The organism is Antrihabitans stalactiti, assembly GCF_012932915.1.
Taxonomy (GTDB): Bacteria; Actinomycetota; Actinomycetes; order Mycobacteriales; family Mycobacteriaceae; genus Antrihabitans; species Antrihabitans stalactiti.
Genome location: NZ_VCQU01000003.1, coordinates 153,470 through 179,420, shown reverse-complemented (window position 1 = coordinate 179,420; position 25,951 = coordinate 153,470). Strand labels below are relative to the sequence as shown.

Below are 25,951 nucleotides of genomic sequence, written 5' to 3'. Positions count from 1 at the left end.
GGCCTCCTCGCGCTCGTCGTCCTCGGCTCGTTGGTAGCCGCGCACTGCATCTTCTTCAGCGCACGAAGTTCGCTCAGGATGCGCCGCAAGCACGTGTCGCCGAGACCGCGAAGGACTCGTCGCCACCGACGATGGTGCATGGGAAGTGCCACTGAGAGCAGGCACACAGAATGGCCCAAACTGGGGGCTTCCGTTAGCGACGACGTCCTCTTCGGGGAGCGGAGGAGCCGCGGTCCATTCACTCGACTCAAAGCCATGCAGAGCCTCGACACGGAGCATCTGATGATCACTACGCAGCGCGTTGCTCGCCCTTCCGGCCTAGACCAGACACCAGCTGCCTCGCCGGCTCTCGGCCGTGGCCGCAACCGAAGAGGCTCCTCGCGCGTTCAATCTGACGGTCGTTTCGAGCGAACACAGTCGCCCGCGCAGACCGAGCTATAAACGGCCCCCGACCACACCAGAGATCCTTGTTCCACGTGAAACATTCGGAACTCAGCTAGCTCTCCGGGCGCGGTGTTGGCGGCCCAGCGCTACGAGAGCCCGTACGAAGGGACCAGACTATCAACTGCCAAGGATCCGTTGGCCAGTCGATCCCCTTCGTCGTGCGGCGTCACGCTTCGTCGCTCGAAAGTACGGACAGAGGCGTCCGCATTCGAAGGACTTGTCGCCTATCCACTGAGACGAACGCCCCGCGTCGAGACAACGCGAGTAGACCACTTACGGAAACACGCCGACCCGGAACCCCTGACATCCGTCAGACGTCGACTCTGCGCACAGGGAGCGCCCGCCCACCAGCCCGGAAATCCCAAATTGAGACCGGGCCTCAGTGGCATGTGATTGCGTGAAGTCACCTTCTTCGTGGGAACTCGGGTCGCGTGGAGTCAGCTCCGGGGACAGGCAAACAGTATCGGCGCGGGGCTGCATTTGAATTGCTCGCAGCCAACTGGCGCTCACTGCTTCGAGCCAATCTGTCGACAGCTTCCAGGGCGGAGCTGCGGTGTACGCGGTCCACAAAGTGGCACCAGAGAGCACGCACCCACGCCATTAACGGGGAGGGGGACTGACGGCTACGTCTGCCGCTCAGCAACGGTCAACATACGTCCCGAGCTAATCGCCTAGGCGCGTGCCCGCATCGTCCTCTGTAGAGAATCGACCGAAGCTTCGCCGCTGCTACCAAGTCAACGCCCGAGTCGCGCGGGGGCCGGTCGTCGACGGGTCCGTTCGTTGTTCCACGTGAAACATTGCCATCGAACACCCGCAGAGTTCGTCATGTAGTTCTGGCGAGCTACGCCTGTCCGGCAATGCACAGAACCAGGATGCAGTTGGTCGCCGAGTTGAATCGACGCGCCGCGTAGCGACACTATCGCCAGCACAAGACGGAACCTGCGGACTCGATCCGGTCACCGCAGTCGTGCCTTGTAACTACTGTCGACGACGGTTCAAAAGTAGGTCAGTGAAGACGGTCGAAAAGGAGGCCACCCAACCACGATCGGACGTGTAGAGCCCGGGCACACGGTTGACAGATTGTTGGGATCACCGTCGCAGAGATCGAGGAACGGATCGTGACAATGCGGACCGACAATCCGCGTTGGGGAGCCCCGAGGATCCGCACTCGGTCTATCCGCGCGGGACTGGCGGCGCCGCGGGCGGTGTCGACGATTCATCGGATCCTGCAACGCTGCGGCGTGGTCACCGCGCCGATTCGTCGCTCACCGCGCACATGGCGACGGTTCGAACGGTTCGCCCCAAACGATCTGTGGCAGATCGACGGCACGCAGGTCGAACTGGTCGGTGCGTCGAAGGCGTGGGTGTTCGACCTGCTCGACGACCAGGCTCGGTACGGGATCGCGGCCACCGCAATCGACGAAAGGGGTACACCGCGACAGTTGATCAGCGACAACGGCATGCAGTTCAAGTCCGGTAAGCGACGAGAAATCGAGGTTCTGCCAGGAACGACTCACCGCATTGGGTATCACCCAGCTGTCGTCGCGGCCGCGGCATCCGCAGACCTGCGGCAAGTTGGAGCGCTATCACCGCACCTTCAAGGAGTTCTACGCCGACCACGGTCCCAGGCGTACGAGACGCTGCCGACGGTCGCACCCGGCGATCCACGCCCGAAGCGTCGCAACCATGGCCCCCGGACATTTAAAGTCGCCAAGGCCGGCTCGTTCAACTACCGCAACGCAAGATCGACATCGGGCACGCCTATATCGGCCAGCACGTGAACTCGCCCTCGACCCGGTCGGGTCCGACCACCCGAGCGGCAACAAACGCCGGCGCCCCGCAAGACAGCCTCTGCCACACCAGACTTGGTAGCGTCGGCGATGCAGTGTCAGGGGTGTCCCCAGGCCTTACAGCCACAAACGCCACGACCGACGCTGGAAACGCTACGAGAAACAACAACCCGGCCGTCTAAGCCGACGTGAAGTTCATCGACTATGTCGCGCAACGATTCCGTTGATCATCGACACGATCCAGCCCGACAACGGCGCCGAATTCCAGAGCAGCTTCCACTGGCATGTGCTCGACAAAGGCATGCAGCACGTCTACATCAAACCGCGCAGACCGCGTCTCATGAGCAAGGTCGAACGCTCCCACGCATCGATGCCGAAGAGGTCGACCGCCTCCCGACGGTGTCGTCATCGACGACGCGAAAGTGTTCAACGACAAGCTCCGCGAATGGGAGGACGACTACAACTACCACCGACCCCACGGCGGCCTCGACGGCCAAACCCCGCATGAAAGACTCCGCCAGAAAACACCCGACTTAGGTGTTACGGATCAACGTCAGCTGCACACGATATTCGAGGACCTAGACGGCACCCGAACCTAGCGACAGCGTTTCGGCGTCGCCGCGATCGTAGTATCCGACAACGAGACTGCATCCAGTCCAGCCAGACAGAAAACCGGATCTCCAGTTCCACTAACATCGCGACCGGCGACCGGCGCCGCGAACCCGCCGGTGCACCCCAGCCCCCGAGCACGCTGCCCGGCCGGGGATCTGTCCGTCCAAAACTCCTCAAGGCGCGGACTTGCGACGAACATAACCGAGTTTCGAAGGCACACAACAGGATCCGACGGATCGCCGAAACTTGGGATGTGTCCGAAAGTGTCGTGAAATTCCAGGTCTAAAGGTATGCAGTCATTTCGTCAGCGTGACGGCACGATCCAGCCGGACCAATCAACCCTTGTTCCGCCGCCGGACCCGCTCGGCGCGGACGACGATAGTCGGAGTTTCGAGGACGCTGGCGCCACATTCGACGACCTCCACGCTTCCGGCGCCGAGGCGGGTCAAGGCGGCGCGATCGCGGGAGATCTCTTCTGCTGCACTGGATCCCTTCATCGCGAGCATCTGTCCGTGCTCGTGGATGAGGGGGAGTGACCACTTCGCAAGCTTCTCCAACGGGGCCACTGCGCGCGATGTTGCGACATCCGCTCCGCCGACTTCCTTGATCACGCCGGGTTGTTCGGCCCGACCGCGGACGATCACGAAGTCGAGCCCGGACGCTTCAGCGAATTCGGCGAGAAATCGGGTGCGGCGGAGGAGCGGTTCGACCAACGCAATCTTGAGGTCGGGGCGGGCAATGGCAAGGGGAATACCTGGGAGTCCGGCGCCGGACCCGATGTCGACGACAGATGCACCTGTCGGGATGAGCTCGCCGATGACCGCGCAGTTCAAGATGTGCCGGTCCCAGAGTCGCGGAACTTCGCGCGGACCGATCAGCCCGCGCTCGACGCCGTCGGTGGCGAGTGCCTTCCAATACATGCGCGCCAGACCGAGCCTCTCACCGAACACTTCTGCTGCTGCAGGGGGAGGGGTTTCGTACTGCCCGCTCGAACTCTGTTCCACGTGAAACATCCTCCACGACATGAACTACATCAATGTGATTTACCGAGCCTAGAACTAAAACGGGGCTCCCCGTCCTAAGACTGGAAGCCCCGCTACAATCTCATCCGCTCATGTGCGGATCACGACCACACGCCTTGCCGGCTCGGCACCTTCGCTTTCGCTCGACACGCCATCGACGGCAGCGACAGCGTCGTGCACGATCTTCCGCTCGAACGGTGTCATCGGCACGAGTGCCTCGCGCTCACCACTCGCCAACACACGCTGAGCCGCATCACGACCGAGCGCGGTCAGCTCTGCGCGCCGGCCCGCGCGCCAACCCGCGATATCCAGCATCAGCCTGCTGCGCTCGCCGGTGGCCTGCTGCACAGCCAACCGAGTCAGCTCCTGCAGGGCGTCGAGAACTTCGCCCTTGCGACCGACCAACTTGTTGAGGTCGCGGCCGCCGTCGATGCTGACAACCGCGCGGTCGCCTTCGACGTCCAGGTCGATGTCACCGTCGAAGTCGAGGACGTCGAGCAACTGCTCGAGGTAATCGCCGGCAATCTCACCTTCCTCGATGAGGTCGTCGTCGCCGTCGGTCGCACTGTCGTCAGCTGCATCGACCGCGGTAGCAGCCAGGTCGCCCTGTGCCTCTTCAGAATCGATCGTCATAACTGTGTCCGTTTCCTCTGTCTCTTCCGTGAGCATCCCGGTCATCGCCGCTTTCGTTTGTTCGATCCACCCCGGTTGCCGGATCGAGCCTGACCCGGTCGTCGTTGCTGGCCACCGCCACCACGATTGGGTCTCTTCTGTGCAGGCTTCGCTCCCGGAGCAGGCTTCGATGCACCAGCCTCAGCGACATCGTCGACCACGTCTGCAGCAACACTTGCCGACTCGTCCTTGCTCAGCTGAACGGCGTTCTTACCCTTCACCGGCCGCACACCAGGCTTCGGTGCATTCTGCGCCCGTCGCTCGATCACAGCCTGCTTCTTCAATTCATCTTCGTGGTCGATCTTCCGGAATACGAGGTGCTGCTGGCCGTAGGTCCAGATGTTGTTGCTTACCCAGTACAGAAGGATGGCAATCGGGAGGAACACACCGAAGACGAGCACGCCGAGCGGGAAGACCCACAACGCCAACTTGTTCATGATCGCGGCCTGAGGGTTCGCCGCCGCTGCCTCACTCTGCCGTGCGACCGAAGCGCGCGCGTTGAAGTGAGTTGCGAGGCTCGCAATGATCATCAAAGGAACGGCGATAGCGGCAAGATTCCACACGCTTGGCAGGCCGAGCCCGAGGCTTTCGTTCACGAATGCCTCGAGTGCCGTCTTCGACTCGACGACCGTTGCCGAGATCGGAGCACCGAAGAGCCGTGCGTTCAGGAACGAATCGACGTCGTCGACTCCGAAGAAGTAGTTCGGAATCGTGCGGTTGACAGCGGGATCGAGCCCGAGCTGACCCATTCCATGTCCGGTCCGGTTGAACGACCGCAGCACGTGGTACAGACCGATGAACACAGGAGCCTGGGCGAGCACAGGGAGGCAGCCCATGATCGGGTTGAATCCGTGCTCCTTCTGAAGCTTCTGTAACTCCAGCGCCTGGCGCTGCCTGTCGCCCTTGTACTTGGCCTGGAGTGCTTTGATCTGAGGCTGCAGTTCCTGCATCTGCCGCGTCGTGCGGACCTGCTTGACGAAAGGCTTGTACAGCAGCAGCCGCAGGGTGAAGACCAAGAACACCACAGACAGTGCCCAGGCGACTCCGTTGCCGCCGTCCGTCGGACCCAAGTACGGGATGAAGGCGAACACCTTGTGCCAGAACCACAAGATCCCGGAGACCGGATAGTAGATGAAGTCGAGCACGGCTCTATGTACTCCTCTGTTCGTTCACGCTCACCTGCGGATCGTGACTCGTTGCGGTCGGTAGGTCGGAGGCCGGCAGATCCTCCGAATGCTCATGGCTGTGGGACCCGGCGAACCGGTCGGGCACGGGGTCCCACCCTCCAGAGTGCCAGGGCGCGCATTTCGCCAAACGAATCACCGTCAGCACAAGGCCGCGAATCACGCCGTGCGCGCGCAAAGCGTCGACGGCGTATTCGCTACAGGTGGGTGTGAACCGACACGTCGGCATGCGCGTGGGGGAGACATAGGTCCGGTACAGCTCGATACAGAAGATCAGAATCCGCACCGGCCAACGACGGACCGTGCGGAGAGCGGCACGCATCAGCTCTCTCCGTCGGCGAGGAGTTTCAATTTGCGCAGGCAGCCGTGAAGCTGACGACTCAACTCGCTCGACGTTGCGGTGGCGGCACCGGGAAGTGCCCGCACAACCACATCGAATTCGGGTGACACCGCGTCGGTCAGCGGGTGGCAGACATGCCGGAGCTGACGCGCAACACGGTGACGTACAACGGCGCCACCAACGCCTTTACCGACGATCAGGCCGAATCTCGGCCCGTCGCCGGTAAATAGTGGATTCGATGCATCGCCACTCGCGGTCCTGCCGTAAACGTGCACGACAAGATCACGTCTCCCTGCTCGATGGCCATGGCGCACCGTCCGAGAGAAGTCCGAGTGATGATGCAACCGATACGGCTCAGGTAGCACCCGAGCGTCCGAACCCGCGGGATCCGATCAGGCGGTCAGCGAGTCGCGGCCCTTGCGGCGACGCGCAGAGACGATCGCACGACCCGCACGGGTGCGCATCCGGAGACGGAAGCCGTGAACACGCGCGCGGCGTCGGTTGTTCGGCTGGAACGTCCGCTTGCCCTTGGCCACGGTAAACACTCCTTGAAACTCTGCGGCATCGTGTGATGCCCTCGGTGGGTCCCACGAACTGTGGGGGTTGTACAAAACTGTGGTCCAACATCGGTGTCGCAACAAATCGTGATCTCGGCAGTCTCGAGGACCAGCCAAGCCAGCACGAAGCCTTCACCGCACCGATGGGTGACTGTACGAGGGTATAGAAACGCCGGTAGTTGGGTCAAACCCGCAGACTTCGACGGCTTCTACGATTTTGCACACAACCGAGGACTCGGTTGCTATTTTGTTCGAGGACACCTGCCCCTATCCTCGGTAAATTAGGTTCGCCTAAGTCAGATTCCGAGCAATATATGCAGGTCGAGGCGCTTTCGATCGTCTCGCTCGCCCGCGAAGTCACACTTCTGTGGTTTTCCACATCTGTGGATAATTGTGTGGAGTTTCGCATCAGATGGCATATTCATAGGCCGAGTGGCTAACTCTCACCGTTGCCCGGTTGCGAGAACCTGAGCCTCGATCGATCCCAGACTTGGGGAGGCACGGCCTTGAACGACGAACCGAATGCGCTTGCAGACGTCTGGCCCGACGTTGTTGCAGAGCTTACGAACGGCACCGACGATCAGACAAGTTCGGTGTTGAGCAACGCGCAGAAGGCTTGGCTCGGCCTTGTCAAACCGCTGACTCTCACGCAAGGGTTCGCGCTGCTGTCGGTTCCATCGTCTCTTGCCCAAGAGGCGATCGAACGTGATTTGCGCGAACCGATCCTCAAATCGCTCGGCAGACATCTCGGCAAGCAGGTCGAAGGATTGGGCGTCCGAATCGCTCCTGCCAGTGCGGCGGCGGCGACAGTCGTCCCGGAACGACCGGGCCCCACAGTCGAGGCCGACCACGGTGACCTGACCCGTGAGCTCGAGGATCCTGGTCCCACTGATTTTCGTCGCCGCAGACTGACCGGCGGTGCACCGTCGTCGTTCGACGAGATCGACGACGAACGCGAAGCGATCGCCAGTATCCGCAACTCATGGCCGTCGTACTTCACAAAACCCGCCGAAAGCCCTGCAGCGCCGGCGTCACCGAACAGCTTGAACTCGAAGTACACCTTCGACACATTCGTGATCGGCGCGTCGAATCGATTCGCACACGCGGCGGCCGTCGCCATCGCCGAGGCTCCCGCTCGTGCGTACAACCCGTTGTTCGTGTGGGGGGCATCTGGTCTAGGGAAGACACATCTCTTGCACGCCGCGGGTCAGTACGCCCAGCGGCTGTTCCCTGGTATGCGCGTCAAATATGTGTCGACCGAGGAATTCACCAACGACTTCATCAACAGCCTCCGCGACGACCGCAAGGTGGCGTTCAAACGGCGCTACCGAGAGACCGACGTTCTGCTCGTCGACGACATCCAGTTCATCGAAGGCAAAGAAGGTATCCAGGAAGAGTTCTTCCACACCTTCAACACCCTGCACAACGCGAACAAACAGATCGTCGTGTCCTCGGATCGCCCGCCCAAGCAACTCACCACCCTGGAGGAGCGACTCCGAACTCGGTTCGAATGGGGTCTGATCACCGACGTTCAGCCACCCGAGCTGGAAACTCGAATCGCCATCCTGCGCAAGAAGGCCAGGATGGATCGGCTCGACGTGCCGCACGACGTACTCGAGTTGATCGCCAGTCGGATCGAACGCAACATCCGCGAACTAGAGGGCGCTCTGATCCGCGTGACAGCGTTCGCCTCGCTCAACGGACAGCCGCTGGACCTGACACTCGCCGAGGTCGTACTGCGCGATCTCATGCCAGATACGGCGGCGCTGGAGATCAATGCCTCGACGATCATGGCTGTGACGGCGGAGTACTTCAGTACCTCGATCGACGAGCTCTGTGGCCCCGGGAAGGCTCGACCGCTGGCACAGGCGCGTCAGATTGCGATGTACCTCTGTCGTGAGCTGACCGATCTTTCGCTTCCCAAGATCGGTCAGACGTTCGGTCGTGACCACACCACGGTCATGTACGCCGAAAAGAAGATCAAGAAGGAAATGACCGAGCGTCGCAAGGTCTACGACCAGGTCCAAGAGCTGACTGCCCGGATCAAACAACGATCCAAGCGGTAGTTCGTCGATTTACTCCAAGAACTACTCCACACCTGTGGATAACCTTGTGAGTAATGGGGATCTACTGGGGATGAAGCACAGGAAAATGTCAGCAACCGTGCAAAGTCCACATGACCCTCGGATCGCTCCTCGAGCGTTTCATCGCTTCATCCCCATCCCGCCACGCCTGGTTACCTGCAAGTTCACCGTCCGTCCACAGATTCCACAGGACCTAATACTGTTGTTGTTCTCTCCCTTTAAGAACATCTTTTAAAACAGGTGTTGGGGACAGACCGCATCGAAGCCCTCGTAGCGTTGTTCGTCCCGGCTTTCAGAGATGCAGTTCGAGGGCATAGCGTGTTCAGGTCTGCCACGTGTGCCAGACTGCGATCGAAGATCCCAACCGACCGAGAGGAAGAACCGGGCGATGGAGCTTGGCAGTATGAAGTTTCGAGTCGCTCGTGAAGATTTCGCCGACTCGGTCGCCTGGGTTGCCCGCAGCCTTCCGTCCCGGCCGCCAGTGCCCGTACTCGGTGGTGTTCTGCTCGTCGCCGACGACAACGGCTTGACCGTGTCAGGGTTCGACTACGAGGTTTCCGCGCAGATGCGGATTTCCGCGGAAGTCGCCGGTCATGGCGAAGTTCTCGTCTCCGGCCGATTGCTGGCAGACATCACCAAGTCCTTGCCGGGCAAGCCGGTCGACGTCACCGTCGATGGCACTCGAGTGTCGATCGTGTGCGGAAGCGCGAAGTTCTCGTTGCCCACGATGCCGGTCGAGGACTACCCGCAACTTCCAGAACTGCCGGCGCACACCGGCTCCTTGCCGGTCGACGGATTCGCCGAAGCCGTCGCCCAGGTGGCGGTCGCTGCAGGCAAGGACGACACGTTGCCCATGCTCACCGGCATTCGTGTCGAGATCGAAGGCTCGAGCGTCGTGCTCGCAGCGACGGACCGATTCCGCCTCGCGGTTCGTGAGATCGACTGGGAGCCCGCTAAGTCCGACGTCAAGACCGCAGTGCTGATCCCGGCCAAGACGTTGTCCGAATCAGCGAAAACCCTTGTCGGACCATTGGATTCGAAGGTCGAGCTCGCGCTCGGAACAGGATCGACGGTCGGTACCGAAGGTCTGCTCGGCATTGTCAGCTCGGGTCGTCGCACGACAACTCGTCTGCTCGATGCAGAGTTCCCGAAGTTTCGGCAGTTGCTGCCCAAGGAGCACACCTCGATGGCGACGCTGGATGTTGCCCCGCTGATCGAGGCGATCAAACGTATGGCGCTTGTTGCCGACCGTGGCGCACAGGTGCGGCTCGAGTTCTCCAACGAAGGCCTGACCTTGTCGGCCGGTGGGGAAGATGCCGGCCGCGCCGAGGAAGACCTCGAAGCAGACTTCCGCGGCGAAGCGTTGACCATTGCCTTCAACCCCGGCTACTTGACCGACGGGCTCAACTCACTGCACAGCGATCGCGTGTCGTTCGGGTTCACGACGCCGAGCCGGCCTGCGGTCCTGCGGCCTGCGACCGACGAAGAACCGGTGGCCGCTGCATCGGGTTCCTTCCCGGCACCGTCGAGCGACTACACGTACTTGCTGATGCCGGTCCGCTTGCCGGGCTGAGCGAGTGTTCGTCAGGGCACTGTCGCTGCGCGATTTCCGTTCGTGGGAAAGCGTTGCCATCGATTTGGCGCCAGGCCGGACCGTGTTTCTCGGCTCGAACGGAAACGGCAAGACCAACCTCCTCGAAGCGCTCGGCTACTTGTCGTCGTTGTCGTCGCACCGGGTGTCCACTGATGCTCCGTTGCTGCGGACCGGAACTACCCGAGCCCAGATCGGCGCTGCAGTCGTCAATGCCGGTCGCGAACTTCGGGTGGATATCGAGCTGAACCAAGGAGTGGCGAATCGGGCGACGATCAATCGATCACCCGTCCGTCGCGTCAGCGAGGTTCTCGGAATCCTGCGGACTGTGCTGTTCGCACCGGAAGATTTGGCATTGGTGCGCGGCGATCCACAAGAGCGGCGTCGGTATCTCGACGAACTACTCACAGCCAGGCTGCCGCGCATGGCTGCTGTTCGCGCCGATTACGACCGAGTCCTACGGCAACGTTCCGCGTTGTTGAAGACCGCCGCGCGATCGCGCCAGGCCGAGCTGGCAACCCTCGATGTGTGGGACGGACACCTCGCAGCGCACGGATCGCAGCTCGTGGCGCACCGATTGAAGTTGATTCACGAACTGTCGCCCCATCTGATCGAGGCCTACAGCTCGATCGCCCCGGAATCGCGGCCGGCGTCGGTTCGCTACAAGTCGAGTCTGTCCCAGCTGCCGCTCGAATACCTCGATGTGACCAGGACGCCCGAACCCGACGACGCCGACATGCTGGAAGCGGTGTTCTTGGGAGAATTGGCGACCGTGCGTGCCAAGGAGATCGAACGCGGGGTGTGCCTCGTCGGTCCGCACCGCGATGATCTCGAGCTGTATCTGGGCACGGAGCCGGCCAAAGGCTTCGCCAGCCACGGCGAATCGTGGTCGTTCGCACTGTCATTGCAATTGGGGGCGTTCGCGCTGATGCGGTCGGACGGAAGCGATCCGGTGTTGTTGCTCGACGACGTGTTCGCCGAACTCGACCGTCGTCGCCGGAGCGCACTGGCGAAGGTCGCAGCGGATGCAGAACAAGTGCTGATCACCGCAGCGGTCGGCGAGGACGTCCCAGACGAGCTCGAGGCTCGTACGGTGCATGTCGAGGCAGTGAACTCACCGCAGGGTCGGGTGTCGCAGCTACGATCATGAAATGCCAGCCGAGGAAGAGCCCGAACTGAAGGGCATCGACCTCGCCCGTCGTGCACTGGAAGAAGCGAAGGCCGCGGCGCGGGCCAGCGGGAAATCCGTTGGCCAAGGACGTGCTTCGCCGCGCTCGAGCGCGAGTCGCATGCGAACCGGACGGCGGAGGGGCTGGTCGGGTGCTGGACCTGACGATCGTGATCCACAACCCCTCAGTGCGTTGGCCGGGTCAATCGCCAAATCTCGTGGTTGGTCCGGCAAGGTCGCCGAGGGAACAGTCTTCGGCCGCTGGACATCGGTGGTCGGGGAAGATATCGCCTCCCATGCGGAACCGACCGCGCTGAAGGAAGGCGTGCTCAGCATCGCGGCCGAATCCACTGCGTGGGCAACACAACTCAGGCTCATGCAATCGCAGATTCTGGCTAAGATCGGCGCTGCGGTGGGGCATGGAGTGGTGACCTCGTTGCGGGTGACCGGTCCTGCTGCGCCGAGCTGGCGCAAGGGCGAGCGGCACGTGAAGGGCCGTGGCCCGCGGGATACGTATGGCTAGCCGGTCGATGGACAGCGTCGCGGTGAAACGCCCCGAAAGCCCCTTTCTCTAGACTTTGAGTCGGATGTCTGCCAGAAAATCGATTCACGGGCGCGCCAGGGCGGTCATAGGTACTCCGTGGACCGCGCGTACCAGTAGGATGGGGGAGTAATTGGCGGCGATACCTACGACGCGCGTACTGGTCGGTGTTCCGGGGCCCACTCCTCACAAGGTTTCGGGTTGCTCTATGGCATCGAGAAGTACTGCGTCGGGTGTCAGCAAGTAAGGAGAGCACCCGACCCGTGGCTGCGCAGGGCTCCAAACCACCAGGCTCCAAAACCAGCTCGGCCAAGAAGGATTACGGCGCATCTTCGATCACGGTCCTCGAAGGACTAGAGGCGGTCCGTAAACGTCCAGGCATGTACATCGGCTCGACCGGTGAACGCGGTCTGCACCACCTGATCTGGGAAGTTGTCGACAACTCGGTCGACGAGGCGATGGCAGGTCATGCCACGCGCGTCGATGTGACCTTGCTCGCCGACGGCGGCGTACAGGTCGTCGACGATGGCCGTGGCATTCCGGTCGCGATGCACGCGTCGGGAATTCCGACGATCGAGGTCGTCATGACCCAGCTGCACGCAGGCGGCAAGTTCGACTCCGAGTCCTACGCGGTCTCGGGCGGTCTGCACGGCGTCGGCATCTCGGTCGTGAACGCGCTGTCCAGTCGTGTGGAACTCGAGATCGACGTCGACGGCTTCCACTGGACCCAGAACTACAAAGACGCGAAGCCCGGCAAGCTGGTCAAGGGTGACCCGACCAAGCGGACGGGCACAACGACCAGGTTCTGGGCCGATCCCGACGTGTTCGAAACCACGGTCTACAACTTCGAAACGGTCTCGCGGCGCCTGCAGGAAATGGCCTTCCTGAACAAGGGCCTCACGATCACGTTCACCGACGAGCGCGTCACCGACGACGAGGTGACCGACGAGGTTGTCAGCGAAGTGGCGGCAGCACCGAAGACCCATGCCGAGGAAGAGGCCGAAGCGGTCACTCCCGTCCACAAGGTGAAAACTCGGACCTACCACTACCCAGGTGGTCTCGAGGATTTCGTTCGCCACATCAACCGGACCAAGTCGCCGATTCACAACTCGGTTGTCGGGTTCACCGGCAAGGGCGTCGGTCACGAGCTCGAGGTGGCAATGCAGTGGAACTCCGGTTACTCGGAGTCGGTGCACACCTTCGCGAACACGATCAACACCCACGAGGGCGGCACGCACGAGGAAGGTTTCCGTGCGGCGCTGACCACGGTGGTCAACAAGTACGCCAAAGACAAGAAGCTGCTCAAGGAGAAGGACGCCAACCTCACCGGCGACGACATCCGCGAAGGTTTGGCAGCGATCGTCAGCGTCAAGGTCGGCGAACCGCAGTTCGAGGGCCAGACGAAGACCAAGCTCGGCAACACCGAAGTGAAGTCGTTCGTGCAGAAGGCGTGCAATGAACACCTCGCGCACTGGCTCGAAGCCAATCCTGCAGACGCGAAGACCATCGTCAACAAGGCGGTGTCGTCGTCGCAGGCCCGTTTGGCGGCTCGGAAAGCACGAGAGTTGGTGCGCCGTAAGAGCGCCACCGACCTGGGTGGACTGCCTGGCAAGCTGGCGGATTGCCGTAGCAACGACCCGAGCAAGTCCGAGCTGTACGTGGTGGAGGGCGACTCGGCAGGCGGTTCGGCCAAGTCCGGTCGCGATTCGATGTTCCAGGCGATCCTGCCGCTGCGCGGAAAGATCATCAACGTCGAGAAGGCTCGCATCGACCGCGTGCTGAAGAACAACGAAGTCCAGTCGATCATCACAGCGCTGGGCACCGGCATTCACGACGAATTCGATCTCGCGAAGCTGCGCTATCACAAGATCGTGTTGATGGCCGACGCCGACGTCGACGGTCAGCACATCGCGACGCTGCTCCTCACGCTGCTGTTCCGATTCATGCGACCGCTGGTCGAGCACGGGCACGTCTATCTCGCGCAGCCGCCGCTGTACAAGCTCAAGTGGCAGCGATCGGATCCGGAATTCGCATACTCGGACCGCGAACGCGACGGGTTGATCGAGGCGGGTCTGCAGGCCGGCAAGAAGATCAACAAGGACGACGGCGTGCAGCGCTACAAAGGCCTCGGCGAAATGAATGCCAAGGAACTGTGGGAGACCACCATGGACCCCGCGGTTCGGGTGCTCCGTTTGGTCACCCTCGACGACGCTGCTGCTGCCGACGAATTGTTCAGCATCTTGATGGGCGAGGACGTCGAAGCTCGACGAAGCTTCATCACTCGCAATGCCAAGGATGTTCGGTTCCTGGACGTGTAGGTGGCCAGCCGCGATTGTGCGGCGCGGCCCCCGCCCCTAAGAAAGTGAGCTCATGACCGACACCACGTTGCCGCCGGAAAGCGGCGCCGGGGACCGCATCGAACCTGTCGACATTCAGCAGGAGATGCAGAACAGCTACATCGACTACGCGATGAGTGTCATCGTCGGTCGCGCCCTGCCGGATGTTCGGGACGGTCTCAAGCCCGTGCACCGCCGCGTTCTCTATGCGATGTACGACAACGGCTATCGCCCCGACCGCGGTTACGTGAAGTCGGCGCGCCCGGTCGCCGAGACGATGGGTAACTACCACCCCCACGGCGACGCGTCGATCTACGACACCCTCGTTCGCATGGCGCAGCCGTGGTCGCTGCGGTACCCGCTGGTCGACGGTCAGGGCAACTTCGGTTCGCGTGGCAACGACGGTGCGGCCGCCATGCGGTACACCGAGTGCCGCTTGACGCCGCTGGCGATGGAGATGCTCCGCGAAATCGACCACGAGACAGTCGATTTCGTCGCGAACTACGACGGTCGTACGCAGGAACCAACGGTGCTCCCGAGCCGGGTGCCGAACCTGCTGATGAACGGCAGCAACGGCATCGCGGTCGGTATGGCGACCAACATTCCGCCGCACAACCTGCGTGAAGTGGCGGAGGCGATCTACTGGGCGCTCGAGAATTTCGAGGCCGACGAAGAAGCAACGCTCGCCGCCTGCATGGAGCGGGTGAAGGGTCCGGACTTCCCGACCCACGGCCTCATAGTCGGTGGCCAGGGCATTCACGACGCGTACACGACCGGTCGTGGGTCGATCCGCATGCGCGGCGTTGTCGAGATCGAGGAAGACGCCAAGGGGCGCACCACGATCGTCATGACCGAGCTACCGTTCCAGGTCAACCCGGACAACCTGATCACCTCGATCGCCGAACAGGTCCGCGACGGCAAGATCTCCGGCATCTCCGAGATTCACGACGAATCCTCGGACCGCGCGGGCATGCGCATCGTCGTCACCATCAAGCGTGATGCCGTCGCCAAGGTCGTGCTGAACAATCTGTACAAGCACACCCAGCTGCAGACGAGCTTCGGCGCCAACATGCTGTCGATCGTCGACGGGGTGCCGCGCACCCTGCGGCTCGACCAGATGATCCGGCACTACGTCAATCACCAACTCGACGTGATCGTCCGCCGGACCAAATACTTGCTCCGCAAGGCCGAAGAGCGCGCTCACATTTTGCGTGGTCTGGTCAAGGCCCTCGACGCCCTCGACGAAGTGATTGCCCTCATCAGGCGCTCACCGAGCGCCGAAGAATCCAAGGCCGGCCTGATGGAGCTGCTCGACGTCGACGAGTTGCAGGCCACTGCAATCCTCGACATGCAGCTACGACGTCTCGCCGCACTCGAGCGCCAGAAGATCATCGACGACCTGGCCAAGATCGAACGCGAAATCGCCGATTACAAGGACATCCTCGCCAAGCCCGAGCGGCAGCGGAAGATCGTCCACGACGAGTTGGAAGAGATCGTCGAGAAGTACGGCGACGACCGCCGGACCCGGATCATCGCCGCCGACGGCGACGTCGCCGACGAGGACCTGATCGCCCGCGAAGACGTGGTCGTGACGATCACCGAAACCGGATACGCGAAGCGCACGAAGACCGACCTCTACCGCAGCCAGAAGCGCGGCGGCAAGGGAGTTCAGGGCGCCGGGCTGAAGCAGGACGACATCGTCAAGCACTTCTTCGTCAGCTCGACGCACGACTGGATCCTGTTCTTCACCACGAAGGGCCGCGTCTACCGTGCCAAGGCATACGAATTGCCGGAGGCGAGCCGCACAGCTCGCGGCCAGCATGTTGCGAACCTGCTGGCATTCCAGCCGGACGAGCGGATCGCCCAAGTGATCCAGATCAAGACCTACGAGGATGCGCCCTACCTCGTGTTGGCAACCCGCAACGGATTGGTCAAGAAGTCGCGGCTCACCGATTTCGATTCCAACCGCAGCGGCGGCATCGTGGCTGTCAATCTGCGTGACGACGACGAACTTGTCGGCGCCGTGCTGTGCTCGGCCGAGGACGACCTGCTGCTGGTCTCGGCGCAAGGTCAGTCGATCCGATTCTCCGCCACCGACGAGGCCCTTCGACCGATGGGCCGAGCGACGTCCGGGGTCCAGGGTATGCGGTTCAACGGCGACGACGAGTTGTTGTCCCTCAATGTGGTTCGTGAAGGCACCTACCTCTTGGTCGCGACCAACGGTGGCTACTCGAAACGGACACCGATGGACGATTACCCCATTCAGGGCAGAGGCGGCAAAGGCGTTCTCACAATTCAGTACGACAGACGACGTGGCACACTCGTCGGAGCGCTTATTGTGAACGACGACGACGAGCTGTACGCGATCACGTCCGGCGGCGGAGTGATCCGAACTGCTGCCAAACAGGTGCGTAAAGCGGGCCGACAGACCAAGGGTGTGCGATTGATGAATCTCGGCGAAGGCGACACACTGCTCGCAATTGCCCGCAATGCCGACGAGCCAGACGACATCCCGGCCGGCGGTGCCTCCGACGCAGCCAAGGAGTCTGAATGAGCACTCCCGAAGATCCCCAGAAGCCGAACAACTCCGGTCAGTCCTCGGCGGATCGAGCGAAAGACGCTGTGACGGACCGCGTTCGGCAGCCACCGCCGTTGCAGCCACGGCCGTTGCCGCGCCCGATCCCGTCGGTTCCTGCAGCGGCAAAGCCCGCGACGCCACCTGCGCAGGGTCAGACCGTAGGCGAAAACACGGTCGCGATGCCGCAGGTTGCGCCTGCGGCAGCAGAGCAGACTGCGCCGCACCACCAGGTCGACGAGTCACGTCCGAGCCAGGTACGGGCGCCGCAGACGGGGCAGCCGCATCCACCGCAGCATCAAGGTCCTCGGACCCAGGGCGCTCGGCCGGTGCAGCAGCCTCCAGCGGCCAAAGCACCGGATGCGGCGGATGCGTCCAAGTCCGCCGACGGGGCGCCGACCACGGTGCAGAACGGTCATCCACGGGGCGCTGGAGCGCCACCGTGGCAGCGAGGCAATCAGCCACCGCAGCGGGAGCCGCAGTCGAACCTGAACCGCCCCGGCGAGCCTCCGGTGGTCGGACGTCCGCCGGCGCCTGCGAACCGCGAAGCCGCTGTGGCGGACGCGGCAGAGGCTGCGAAGGCACAGCGCAAAGAGGCCGTGCAAGCGAAGTCCGCGGCCATCGACGGTCCGACTCGCAATATCCCTCGCCCCGAATTGGCGAAGGACATGCCCGATCTTTCGGAGGTCAGGCATCCGCTTCCCGCCGAGGCGTCGACCTCCAGCCCGCAGGCTGCCGCTGTTGCGACGGCCGCTCCGGCCGAGGGCGCACCGCTGCGCGCAACCGTGCAGATTCGCAAGATCGACCCGTGGTCGACCTTGAAGGTCTCGCTTGTCATTTCGGTCGCGCTGTTCTTCGTCTGGATGGTCGCGGTCGGGCTGCTGTACGTCGTGCTGGACGGCATGGGCGTATGGGATCGCCTGAACAACGCCTTCACCGAGATCGTCACCGAATCCGGTTCCGACGGGCTCGTGACGTCGGGGCAGATCTTCGGCTACGCAGCTGGGATCGGCTTGATCAACGTGGTGCTTTTCACAGCGCTCGCGACGATCGGGTCGTTCATCTACAACCAGTGCTCCGATCTGGTCGGCGGAATCGAAGTGACGCTGGCCGATCCGGACTAGCCCTCGACTAGCCGTTTTGGTAGTCACGGGCTCGGTACGGTAACCTCGTCCCTCGGTTCAAGTGCGATGTAGGGGCCTATAGCTCAGGCGGTTAGAGCGCTTCCCTGATAAGGAAGAGGTCGGAGGTTCAAGTCCTCCTAGGCCCACTCCCCGGTCATTTCATACGGGGCCGTAGCTCAATTGGCAGAGCACTGCCTTTGCAAGGCAGGGGTTAGGGGTTCGATTCCCCTCGGCTCCACATTCACAGAAGGTCACCTCGAATGCAGTTCGAGGTGACCTTCTCGCGTCAGCGGGCTTTGCGGCGTTTCGGCACGGCTGCCTGCGCCCGAGAGCTCCGCTCGGACCGCCCGCGCACGATCCCGACGAAGTCCTCGATCAAGTCGGTCGTGCGGTCCGTGGGCCAGGCAAGGGCGATGTCGGTGGACGCCATGTCGGTCACGGTCCGATAGACAAGATCCTTGCGGGTATGGAGCCGTGCGATCGAATGCGGGACTACGACGATGCCAACCCCGGCCGCGACCAATTCGATCGGCAGCTCGATTGCGTCGAGATCGGCCGCGTCGTGCAATTGCTCGTCTGCCAGGTCCGCGGTCGTCACCGTGTCGTACAGCGCCACTGGATGGTCCTTGGGCACGACGACGACAGGAAGTTCGCTGTACAGCGGAATCGCGCTGATGCCGTCACGGTCGATCGGCAAGCGGACGAAGTTCGCGTCGACCCGACTTTCGCGCAGCGATGTGAGCTGATCTGCTGCTGCGACTCCGACAATTTCCAGCGGTATTGCTGGAAATCGTTCCGCCCAGATTCGGGACCATTTCGACACAGTCACGCCGGGTACGAAGCCCACTCGCAGACTCGTGGTTCGCCGTACCTCTGGTTGCCCCTGCTCGAGGCGCTCACGCGCGTCCTGGAGGTACTTTCGGCCGTCGTCGCTGAGCTGGGTGGGGCTGGCACCCGGTACGAACAGCTTGGTTCCGAGTTCGGCCTCGAGTGCGATGACCGTCTCGCTGAGCGTGCGACGAGAAATGTTGAGCGACTTTGCTGCGCGCGCGAAATGCAACTCTTCTGCGACGGCGACGAACCAGCGCAGCTGTTGCACGTCGATGCTCTCGATCCCGCTCATGGGAGCAACAGTATTGGCGATACGCTGAGCCCGTGAGCCCGGACAAGAAATCGCAGACGATGAAGCCCCTGACCGCGGCGAACAAGCTCGGCATCTACCTGCCTGCCACCCCGGAAGAATTCCGCAGCGGCTCGATCACGCGTGCGGACGTCGATGAGCTACAAGCGAATCCGCCTGAGTGGCTGGTCGAGCTGCGGCGAGCCGGGCCATTTCCTCGGGATGTCGTCGCGCGCAAACTCGGCATCTCCAATTCGGGGATCGCGCGTGCAGGCGTATCCGATTCGCTGACAGCGGCGGAGATCGAGGCGCTACTGGCCGACCCGCCGGACTGGCTGGTGAGCGAGCGTGCGAACTATGCCGCGGTACTCGAGGAGAACAAGCGAATCAAAGCGAAGGCCGAGGAACGTCGGGCGGCAACGAATCGGCCACAGAAGAAGTGATCAGCGCCGAGTTCAACCGCCCATAGTCGCGATCACGGACCGATAGTCCGGGTACTTCGGTGCCCAGTGAAGATCGCGCTTTGCTTTGGCGTTGGAGATCGGAGCTTGGGTGCGGCCGAAGGCTGCTGCGCCGTACGGGGAAGCGAGCCGGACCAACGCGTTGGGTATGCCTAGTGGCTTAGGCCTATGCAGTTGTGCCGCAACGGCATTGAGGTAGGTACGGAACGATACGGGCTCGTCGTCGACGATGTTGTACAGCTCGCCACCAAGACCGTGCTCGACCGCCGCGACAGTCGCCTGTGCGACGTCGTCCAGCGCGATCCAACTGTGCACCGCTCCGCCGCCGGGAACGGGCATCAGCCACAGCTTCGCCAGACGCGTCATGAGTTCGGCGTGCGGCACACCCGCCCCATGGAACAGACCGTAGCGCAACACAATTCCCGCTGTGTCGTTCAACTGCCCGGACCCGAGCACAGCCCGTTCCATCCCGCGTAGGGCGTCGAGCATCGCACTTCCGCGTTCGACGGGCGGTGGACCGGGATAGGGGTCGGATTCGAGGAGGGGTACGGACCCGAGCGGTCCGTAGCCGTAGGCGAAAACTACGGACTCGGCTACGAGTCGGCGGACCCCTGCGTGCTGTGCTGCTGCGAGCAGATTCGTTGCGCCGTCTCGCCACAGCCGGATCGCCGGTCTGAACTGCCACAGCTGCATCGGTCCGTATTTGGGCAGGGTGGTCAGCAGGGAGACGATGGCATCGGGAGCGACGGTTTCGACGACATCCGCGATCTCGCGTCGGTCGAGGACGTCACCGACGACGGGCGTCGCTCCAGTTGCAGCGATGACGTCGGATTTGGTCGGTGACCGCGTGAGACCGAATACGTCGTGGCCACCGTCGAGCAACGCCTCTACGACGGGAATTCCAGGGACACTTGTTGCGCCGGCAACCAGAACTTTCATGATGGGGGGTCCTCCTGTGCTGGTGTCACGTGACATTCGCCGGAATCAAGTGTCCTACGGAGCATGCTAAGTGGTCACTGAATCAGTCGCAAGGGTCGATGTTTCCCGTGGAACAATTCGTGACCGCGATGCGGATCGGGGTGAACCCTGACGCCAAATTGGGTGATGAGCCAGGATGTTCAGAAGGCCCCTCGCTAGCAGTCTCGACCCATGGACGAATCGAAGCCGCCACGCCGGATCTGGCTACGAATCATGGTGGGAATACTTGCGACGGCTCTCGTCGTCATCGGCGGGCTCGTGGGATACACGAGCTATGCCTGGATCACTGCCCGCACCGACACTGTGGGCAAGGTGAACTTCACACACGCGTTGCGCATTCCGCCCCTCGCACCGTCGACCGTAGACCCCTCGGGAACCCGGGTTTTCGATCTCGATTTGCGCAGTGGCACAACTGATCTGGGTCACGGACCGAATAGCGAAACCTGGGGTGTGAACGGCTCGTACCTCGGCCCGACCGTCCGGGTCCGGCGCGGCGAGGCGGTCCGGATGAACGTGCACAACTCCCTCGGTGAAACGAGCACGTTGCACTGGCACGGCATGCACCTACCCGCGGCCATGGACGGCGGACCGCACCAGATGGTCGAACCCGGCGCCACCTGGTCACCACAATGGATGGTGAATCAGCCGGCGGCCACCCTCTGGTATCACCCGCATCTGCACGGCGCGACTGCCGAGCACGTCTATCGCGGCATTGCAGGCATGTTCTTGATCGACGATGATTCGACGCGCGACCTCCCGGACCGCTACGGAATCGATGACATTCCGGTGATCGTGCAAGACAAGAAGTTCGACGGCGACCAGCTCGACGCCCGCAGCGGAATCTTTGCTGACACAGGTGTTTTGGGCGACGAAATCTTGGTGAACGGAACACCGGGACCGTATGTGGACGTGACAACGCAGCGAGTCCGGCTGAGGCTTCTCAACGCATCCAATGCCCGGGTCTACAACTTCGGCTTCTCCGATGGTCTCGGTTTCACGCTCGTCGGAACCGACGGCGGTCTGATCTCGAAACCTGTCGACCTACAGAACATCCAATTGTCTCCAGGCGAGCGCGCTGAAATCGTGGTTGCAGTCCCTTCGGGGACGAATCCGGTACTGCGCAGTGCACCAGCGCAATTGGGCGCCGATTTCTTCAACGGTAGGTTCGCCGGTGCAGCCGACTCATTCGACGTACTGCAACTGCGGGCGGCCGCAGAACTCGAACAGAGCGCGCCCGTTCCGATGTCACTTGCGGCACCGCACGACCTCGGCGCGCCGACTGTGACGAGGAAGTTCGATCTGACGAGTTCGACCACGATAAACAATCGGTCGATGGATATGAGCCGGATCGACGAAGTGGTGACCGTCGGCACAACCGAAGTCTGGGAAATTGCGAATATCAGTGGGGGAGTTCATAACTTTCACGTGCACGATGTGCAGTTCCGAGTGCTCGACACCGACGATCCGTCTCTGTCAGGGCCCAAGGACACCGTTTACCTGCCACCCGGTGTGACGAGGCGACTGCTGATGCGATTCACAGACTTCTCGGACCCGACATCGCCGTATATGTTTCATTGCCATCTGTTGCGACACGAAGACAACGGGCTCATGGGTCAGTTCGTCGTGGTCAAGCCGGGCGAAACCGCTGTGGCACCAATGCATTCACATGCCGGGAACCACTGACTACGAACCGAACATGCCTTGATTCGAGTTGCTGAAGTTCGTCCGTGCGTCGTTGAGCGGATCACGCGGGGAGTACAAGGTGACGGTTGCGCTCTGCTGACCGTCGCAGGTGACGCTGACCTTGTAGACCCCGGGCGAGTAGCTGAGCAGTCCCGTGCCCTTGGCTGCCAGGTTCGCGGTGACAACGCCGTTGGTGCCCACGCAACTTGCGGCAGGCGAGCCGTCCCACGTCAGCAGCCAGTCGGTCGCACCCCACAAGGTCACCGAGATCGTCGGCGGCGTTGCGGCGGCAGCTGTACCGCCTCCCAACGACAGTCCGGCGGTGACAATCGGGGCGACCACTGCTGCGGTCAGGAGTGCGGTGCGGGTACGTCCCTGCATGGCTTTGTCCCTTCGGAAGTCACTTTTGTCCAGTTTGGCGGCTCGGGCCCACCAACTCCAGTGATTCGCGAATACTCTCGTCCGACACCAGCTTACGGATTTCCTCTGACGACAACGTGTGTCCCACCTTGGTGCCTGCCATGAGCGATTCCTCGCCGAAACTACAGATCAACATCTGCCGGATGCGGTCGATGTCGTCCTGCTCGGCAGGGGAAGGCGGCATACCGACAGACGTCCGAACAGCCTCGGCTGCCCCCAGCAAGCGCGCTGCCGGCTCGAACTGGCCGCCGAAGGCCGACGCACCGGCCAATCCGACGAGCGCATAGGCGAGATCGCGCGGTGCTGCGAGGGAGATAGCTGCCTCGTAGGCCTCTATATGCAGCGCGAACGCAGCGTCGACTTCGCCGCGCTGCTCGTGGATGAACCCCAACTCGCACAGGATCACCGGGCGAAAAGCCTGCGGTTCCGACGCCGAATCGCCTGGTGCCATATCGAGAATGCCGTGCAAGATCTCCTCGGCCCGCGCGACGTCACCCGCTCTTCGTGCGGCAAGCCCCAAACCCATCGAAGCCATGATTCGTGCGGAGACCGCGCCCTGCTCTGCGGCGAGCCGCAAGCCCTCGGCGCAGTATTCCTGCGCGGCAACGAAATCCCCCTGCTGCATCGCCACCCAGCCGAGCCACGACAGGCTCACCGACACGTTCTGCCACAACTCCAACTCTTGCGCGATCGCGAGTCCACGGGTGTGAGCGATGATCGCCTCGTCGAAATCGGCGCGAAGCTCGGCGAGACCGCCGAGCCAGGCCGTCGCCTGTAGCTGGCCCCACCGATCGCCGAGCGAGTCGAAGATCTGCTCGCTGATCTTCGCGCTTTCCTCGAGCGCGACGACGTCGGCGACGATGTGGGCGCTCACGGCTTTGACGAGGTGTACGGCCGCGATTCCCCATCGGTCGCCGATGTCGACGAAGGTCGTCAACGCTTGATCTACCAACTCGACGCTGGCCTCGAATTCGCCGAGATCCAGACCGCTGAAGCCGAGGAACCACTCTGCTCGGGCCCGTGCGGGGGGATCGGAAAACTGCGCCAATACGCTGTTACACAGCCCTTCTCGATCATCCGCATCGCCTTGAGTGAATGCGAAGCCAGCAGCCCATGCCGACGCCGATGCGCGCAGCGCCGGATCGGCATCGGAATCGATCCGGATGGCCGCGTCGAGATAGCGGCGGCCTTCCCCGAGCCGACCCCGCAGAAACCAGAACCAGGCCAACGAGTTGGCGAGCCGAAGCGCGGCGGTCCCGTTCCGATCGCGAACGGCGTCGTCGAGCACTCGCCGCATGTTCGGGACTTCGGCGTCGAGCAGCCGCAGCCAGTGAACCTGGCCGGCGCCGAACAGTTCCGGTGCTGCACGTTCGGCGAAGTCCACGTAGTACGCCGCGTGGCGCTCGAGGGTCGGTCGCAGGGCGCCGGAGTCGCTCAGTCGGTCCAGGCAGAACGCCGCGACCGACTCGAGCAACCGGTACCGCGAGGATTTACCGGTGTGGAGTGCGACGACGAGTGAACGATCGACCAGGCGGACCAGCAGGTCAGCGACATCCGCACGGTCGACTTCGGTGCTGGCGCAGATGCTTTCGGCGGCTTCCAGAGTGCAGCCATCGGCGAAGACACTCAGCCGAGACAACACTGTCTGTTCGGCTGGGGTCAGCAACTGCCAACTCCAGTCGATCAACGCGATCAAGGTTTGCTGCCGAGGTGGGCGGCCTCGGTGGCCGGTCGAGAGGAGTCGAAAGCGGTCGTTCAGCCGCGCAACCATCTCGTGCACGCCGAGGGCACGGACACGGGTCGCGGCCAACTCGAGCGCCAGCGGTATTCCGTCGAGGCGGCGACACAGTATCGAGATTGCCTCCGTGGTGTCGTCGTCTAGTTCGAAGCCCGGTGCGGCGGACTCGGCTCTGGCGACGAAAAGCTCTACGGCACTGCTGAGTTCGAGAACGTCGACATTCCAGAGCCGCTCGCTCGGCACGCCGAGGGGCTCGCGACTGGTCGACAAAACGTGCAGGTGGGGCGCGGTGTCGAGGAGTTGTTCGGCAAGCTCTGCGGCCGCATCCAGGACATGTTCGCAGTTATCCAGCACCAGCAGCATGGACCGCTCAGCGATCGTGGCGGCGAGATGTGCTGCAGCGTCGGCAGATTCGCCCGTGTCACGGATCTCGAGCGTCGCAGCTACCGCCCCGGCCAGATCTGCGACCGTGGCCTTGGCGAACCCGGCAAGCTCGACCAGCCACACGCCGTCGGCGAACTGGGACAATGCTTCGGTCGCCACGGTGAGCGCGAGCCGGGTCTTGCCGACGCCGCCCGGACCGGTGAGGGTCAGCAGACGGTTCCCGTCGAGTGCCGAGAGCACCTGCCGCACTGCGTCGGCGCGCCCGATGAGGGGAGTGGCCTTCGACGGCAGATTCGAAATGCGGCGTCTGACATGCACTTTGGGAGCAGACGTCGTCAGCGACGGCGCCTGAGCGAGAATGTCGCGCTGGAGTGCGACGAGTTCGGCGCTAGGGTCGAGGCCCAATTCGTCGGCCAGTGCGGCGCGTAGTTGTTCGTAGCTGGCCAGCGCATCGTGCTGGCGCCCCGCACCGTAAAGCGCGCGGATGTGGGATGCGCGAAGTCGTTCGCGCAGGGGGTGCTCGGCGACGAGGTCGGCAAGTTCCCCGGCAATCGCTGTGTGTTCTCCCAGTTCGAGGCGCGCGTGCGCAAGATCCTCGTAGGCGGTCAGGCGCTGCTCCTCAAACCGCGCAATCGTCGGTCCTGCGAACTCGTCGTCGCGAAAATCCGCAAGCGCGCTGCCTCGCCATAGCGCGAGCGCCTCGGTGAGGGCCGCCACTGCGCGTTGTGGATCGTCGGTTGCCCGTGCCGCAGCAGTCAGCGAACTGAACCGATGCGCATCGACGGTCTCGGGCGCGACATCCAGGCGGTAACCGGGCGGAGGAGAAACGACGAGAACCCGGGCGCCCGGCTCTGCGTCATCGAGCGCGCGGCGCAGCTGAGAAGCCTTGGCGGACAATGTCCCTGCCGCATTACCAGGCGGGTCGTCGCTCCAGATGTCGTGGACCAGGCGATCGGCCGAAACCGGTTGGCCGACGTTGATCAGCAGGTCGGCGAGGAGGGCACGCACCTTCGTGCCTGGCACCACGACCGGCTCGCCGGCGTCGGTCCAGACAGCGAGTGGCCCCAGAATCCCGAATCGCATCGATTCCACCCTACGAGCAACAAACCGTAAACAGACCGTAAGGG

Annotated in this window: 21 protein-coding genes and 2 tRNA genes; 13 read left to right on the top strand and 10 right to left on the bottom strand. The window is 62.7% G+C overall.

Annotated features, from left to right (window positions below; all coding sequences use genetic code 11):
* Positions 1 to 1,562 precede the first annotated feature (1,562 nt).
* Together FGL95_RS09905 and FGL95_RS33135 are read left to right on the top strand one after the other, a co-directional pair.
* Positions 1,563 to 2,225 carry a hypothetical protein gene (locus tag FGL95_RS09905; protein ID WP_169586123.1) on the top strand — a complete coding sequence of 221 codons (663 nt, stop codon included), beginning with the start codon at positions 1,563 to 1,565 and terminating at the stop codon, positions 2,223 to 2,225.
* A gap of 431 nt (positions 2,226 to 2,656) precedes the next feature.
* Positions 2,657 to 2,833, top strand: coding sequence for an integrase core domain-containing protein (locus FGL95_RS33135; protein WP_206071720.1), 177 nt, complete (start codon positions 2,657 to 2,659; stop codon positions 2,831 to 2,833).
* Between the two features lie 348 nt (positions 2,834 to 3,181).
* On the opposite strand, the gene rsmG is transcribed toward FGL95_RS33135, so the two are convergent.
* The 6 genes from rsmG to rpmH form a co-directional block, all read right to left on the bottom strand.
* Complete coding sequence (rsmG, locus tag FGL95_RS09895) at positions 3,182 to 3,859, bottom strand: 16S rRNA (guanine(527)-N(7))-methyltransferase RsmG (protein ID WP_169587009.1); 678 nt, start codon at positions 3,857 to 3,859, stop codon at positions 3,182 to 3,184.
* 99 nt (positions 3,860 to 3,958) lie between these two features.
* Complete coding sequence (locus FGL95_RS09890; RefSeq protein WP_169586121.1) at positions 3,959 to 4,501, bottom strand: Jag family protein; 543 nt, start codon at positions 4,499 to 4,501, stop codon at positions 3,959 to 3,961.
* Between the two features lie 41 nt (positions 4,502 to 4,542).
* On the bottom strand, positions 4,543 to 5,685 hold the full coding sequence (gene yidC / locus FGL95_RS09885; protein ID WP_169586119.1) for a membrane protein insertase YidC: 1,143 nt from the start codon (positions 5,683 to 5,685) through the stop codon (positions 4,543 to 4,545).
* Between the two features lie 4 nt (positions 5,686 to 5,689).
* Positions 5,690 to 6,046 carry a membrane protein insertion efficiency factor YidD gene (gene yidD, locus FGL95_RS09880; RefSeq protein WP_169586116.1) on the bottom strand — a complete coding sequence of 119 codons (357 nt, stop codon included), beginning with the start codon at positions 6,044 to 6,046 and terminating at the stop codon, positions 5,690 to 5,692.
* Complete coding sequence (gene rnpA, locus FGL95_RS09875) at positions 6,046 to 6,429, bottom strand: ribonuclease P protein component (protein WP_169586114.1); 384 nt, start codon at positions 6,427 to 6,429, stop codon at positions 6,046 to 6,048. Before rnpA ends, yidD begins: the two co-directional genes overlap by 1 nt.
* A gap of 27 nt (positions 6,430 to 6,456) precedes the next feature.
* On the bottom strand, positions 6,457 to 6,600 hold the full coding sequence (gene rpmH, locus FGL95_RS09870) for a 50S ribosomal protein L34 (protein ID WP_003942540.1): 144 nt from the start codon (positions 6,598 to 6,600) through the stop codon (positions 6,457 to 6,459).
* Positions 6,601 to 7,127: 527 nt separating this feature from the next.
* On the opposite strand from rpmH, the gene dnaA reads away from it, so the two are divergent.
* From dnaA to FGL95_RS09825, 9 genes are all read left to right on the top strand, one after another.
* Entirely contained in the window at positions 7,128 to 8,687 is a 1,560-nt protein-coding gene (gene dnaA / locus FGL95_RS09865) for a chromosomal replication initiator protein DnaA (RefSeq protein ID WP_169586112.1), read from the top strand.
* A gap of 406 nt (positions 8,688 to 9,093) precedes the next feature.
* Positions 9,094 to 10,278, top strand: coding sequence for a DNA polymerase III subunit beta (gene dnaN / locus FGL95_RS09860; RefSeq protein ID WP_169586110.1), 1,185 nt, complete (start codon positions 9,094 to 9,096; stop codon positions 10,276 to 10,278).
* 4 nt (positions 10,279 to 10,282) lie between these two features.
* Entirely contained in the window at positions 10,283 to 11,446 is a 1,164-nt protein-coding gene (gene recF / locus FGL95_RS09855; RefSeq protein WP_169586108.1) for a DNA replication/repair protein RecF, read from the top strand.
* 1 nt (position 11,447) lies between these two features.
* The gene (locus FGL95_RS09850) at positions 11,448 to 11,987 is read left to right on the top strand and encodes a DUF721 family protein (RefSeq protein ID WP_169586105.1); all 540 of its coding nucleotides are present in this window, start codon (positions 11,448 to 11,450) and stop codon (positions 11,985 to 11,987) included.
* Positions 11,988 to 12,268: 281 nt separating this feature from the next.
* A complete protein-coding gene (gene gyrB / locus FGL95_RS09845; RefSeq protein ID WP_169586103.1) occupies positions 12,269 to 14,323 on the top strand; it encodes a DNA topoisomerase (ATP-hydrolyzing) subunit B in 2,055 nt (684 codons plus the stop codon).
* 52 nt (positions 14,324 to 14,375) lie between these two features.
* A complete protein-coding gene (gene gyrA, locus FGL95_RS09840) occupies positions 14,376 to 16,895 on the top strand; it encodes a DNA gyrase subunit A (protein WP_169586101.1) in 2,520 nt (839 codons plus the stop codon).
* Complete coding sequence (locus FGL95_RS09835; RefSeq protein ID WP_169586099.1) at positions 16,892 to 18,040, top strand: DUF3566 domain-containing protein; 1,149 nt, start codon at positions 16,892 to 16,894, stop codon at positions 18,038 to 18,040. The genes gyrA and FGL95_RS09835 overlap by 4 nt, the downstream gene beginning before the upstream one ends.
* 72 nt (positions 18,041 to 18,112) lie before the next feature.
* Positions 18,113 to 18,186, top strand: a tRNA-Ile gene (locus tag FGL95_RS09830).
* A 19-nt stretch (positions 18,187 to 18,205) separates the two neighbouring features.
* Positions 18,206 to 18,278 (top strand) — tRNA-Ala (locus FGL95_RS09825).
* Between the two features lie 48 nt (positions 18,279 to 18,326).
* On the opposite strand, the gene FGL95_RS09820 is transcribed toward FGL95_RS09825, so the two are convergent.
* The gene (locus FGL95_RS09820; protein ID WP_169586097.1) at positions 18,327 to 19,163 is read right to left on the bottom strand and encodes a LysR family transcriptional regulator; all 837 of its coding nucleotides are present in this window, start codon (positions 19,161 to 19,163) and stop codon (positions 18,327 to 18,329) included.
* Positions 19,164 to 19,195: 32 nt separating this feature from the next.
* Here FGL95_RS09820 and FGL95_RS09815 point away from each other — a divergent pair, with 32 nt between their 5' ends.
* Positions 19,196 to 19,603, top strand: a complete 408-nt coding sequence (locus tag FGL95_RS09815; protein WP_338079796.1) for a DUF5997 family protein — start codon at positions 19,196 to 19,198, stop codon at positions 19,601 to 19,603.
* A 12-nt stretch (positions 19,604 to 19,615) separates the two neighbouring features.
* Here FGL95_RS09815 and FGL95_RS09810 read toward each other — a convergent pair whose 3' ends face one another.
* The gene (locus tag FGL95_RS09810; protein ID WP_169586095.1) at positions 19,616 to 20,560 is read right to left on the bottom strand and encodes an NAD-dependent epimerase/dehydratase family protein; all 945 of its coding nucleotides are present in this window, start codon (positions 20,558 to 20,560) and stop codon (positions 19,616 to 19,618) included.
* A 210-nt stretch (positions 20,561 to 20,770) separates the two neighbouring features.
* Here FGL95_RS09810 and FGL95_RS09805 point away from each other — a divergent pair, with 210 nt between their 5' ends.
* Positions 20,771 to 22,282, top strand: a complete 1,512-nt coding sequence (locus tag FGL95_RS09805; RefSeq protein WP_169586093.1) for a multicopper oxidase family protein — start codon at positions 20,771 to 20,773, stop codon at positions 22,280 to 22,282.
* On the opposite strand, the gene FGL95_RS09800 is transcribed toward FGL95_RS09805, so the two are convergent.
* Positions 22,283 to 22,663 (bottom strand): hypothetical protein, encoded by a 381-nt coding sequence (locus FGL95_RS09800; RefSeq protein ID WP_169586091.1) that lies wholly within the window; start codon positions 22,661 to 22,663, stop codon positions 22,283 to 22,285. It abuts the gene before it with no gap.
* Positions 22,664 to 22,682: 19 nt separating this feature from the next.
* Positions 22,683 to 25,907, bottom strand: coding sequence for an AfsR/SARP family transcriptional regulator (locus FGL95_RS09795; RefSeq protein WP_169586089.1), 3,225 nt, complete (start codon positions 25,905 to 25,907; stop codon positions 22,683 to 22,685).
* Positions 25,908 to 25,951 lie beyond the last annotated feature (44 nt).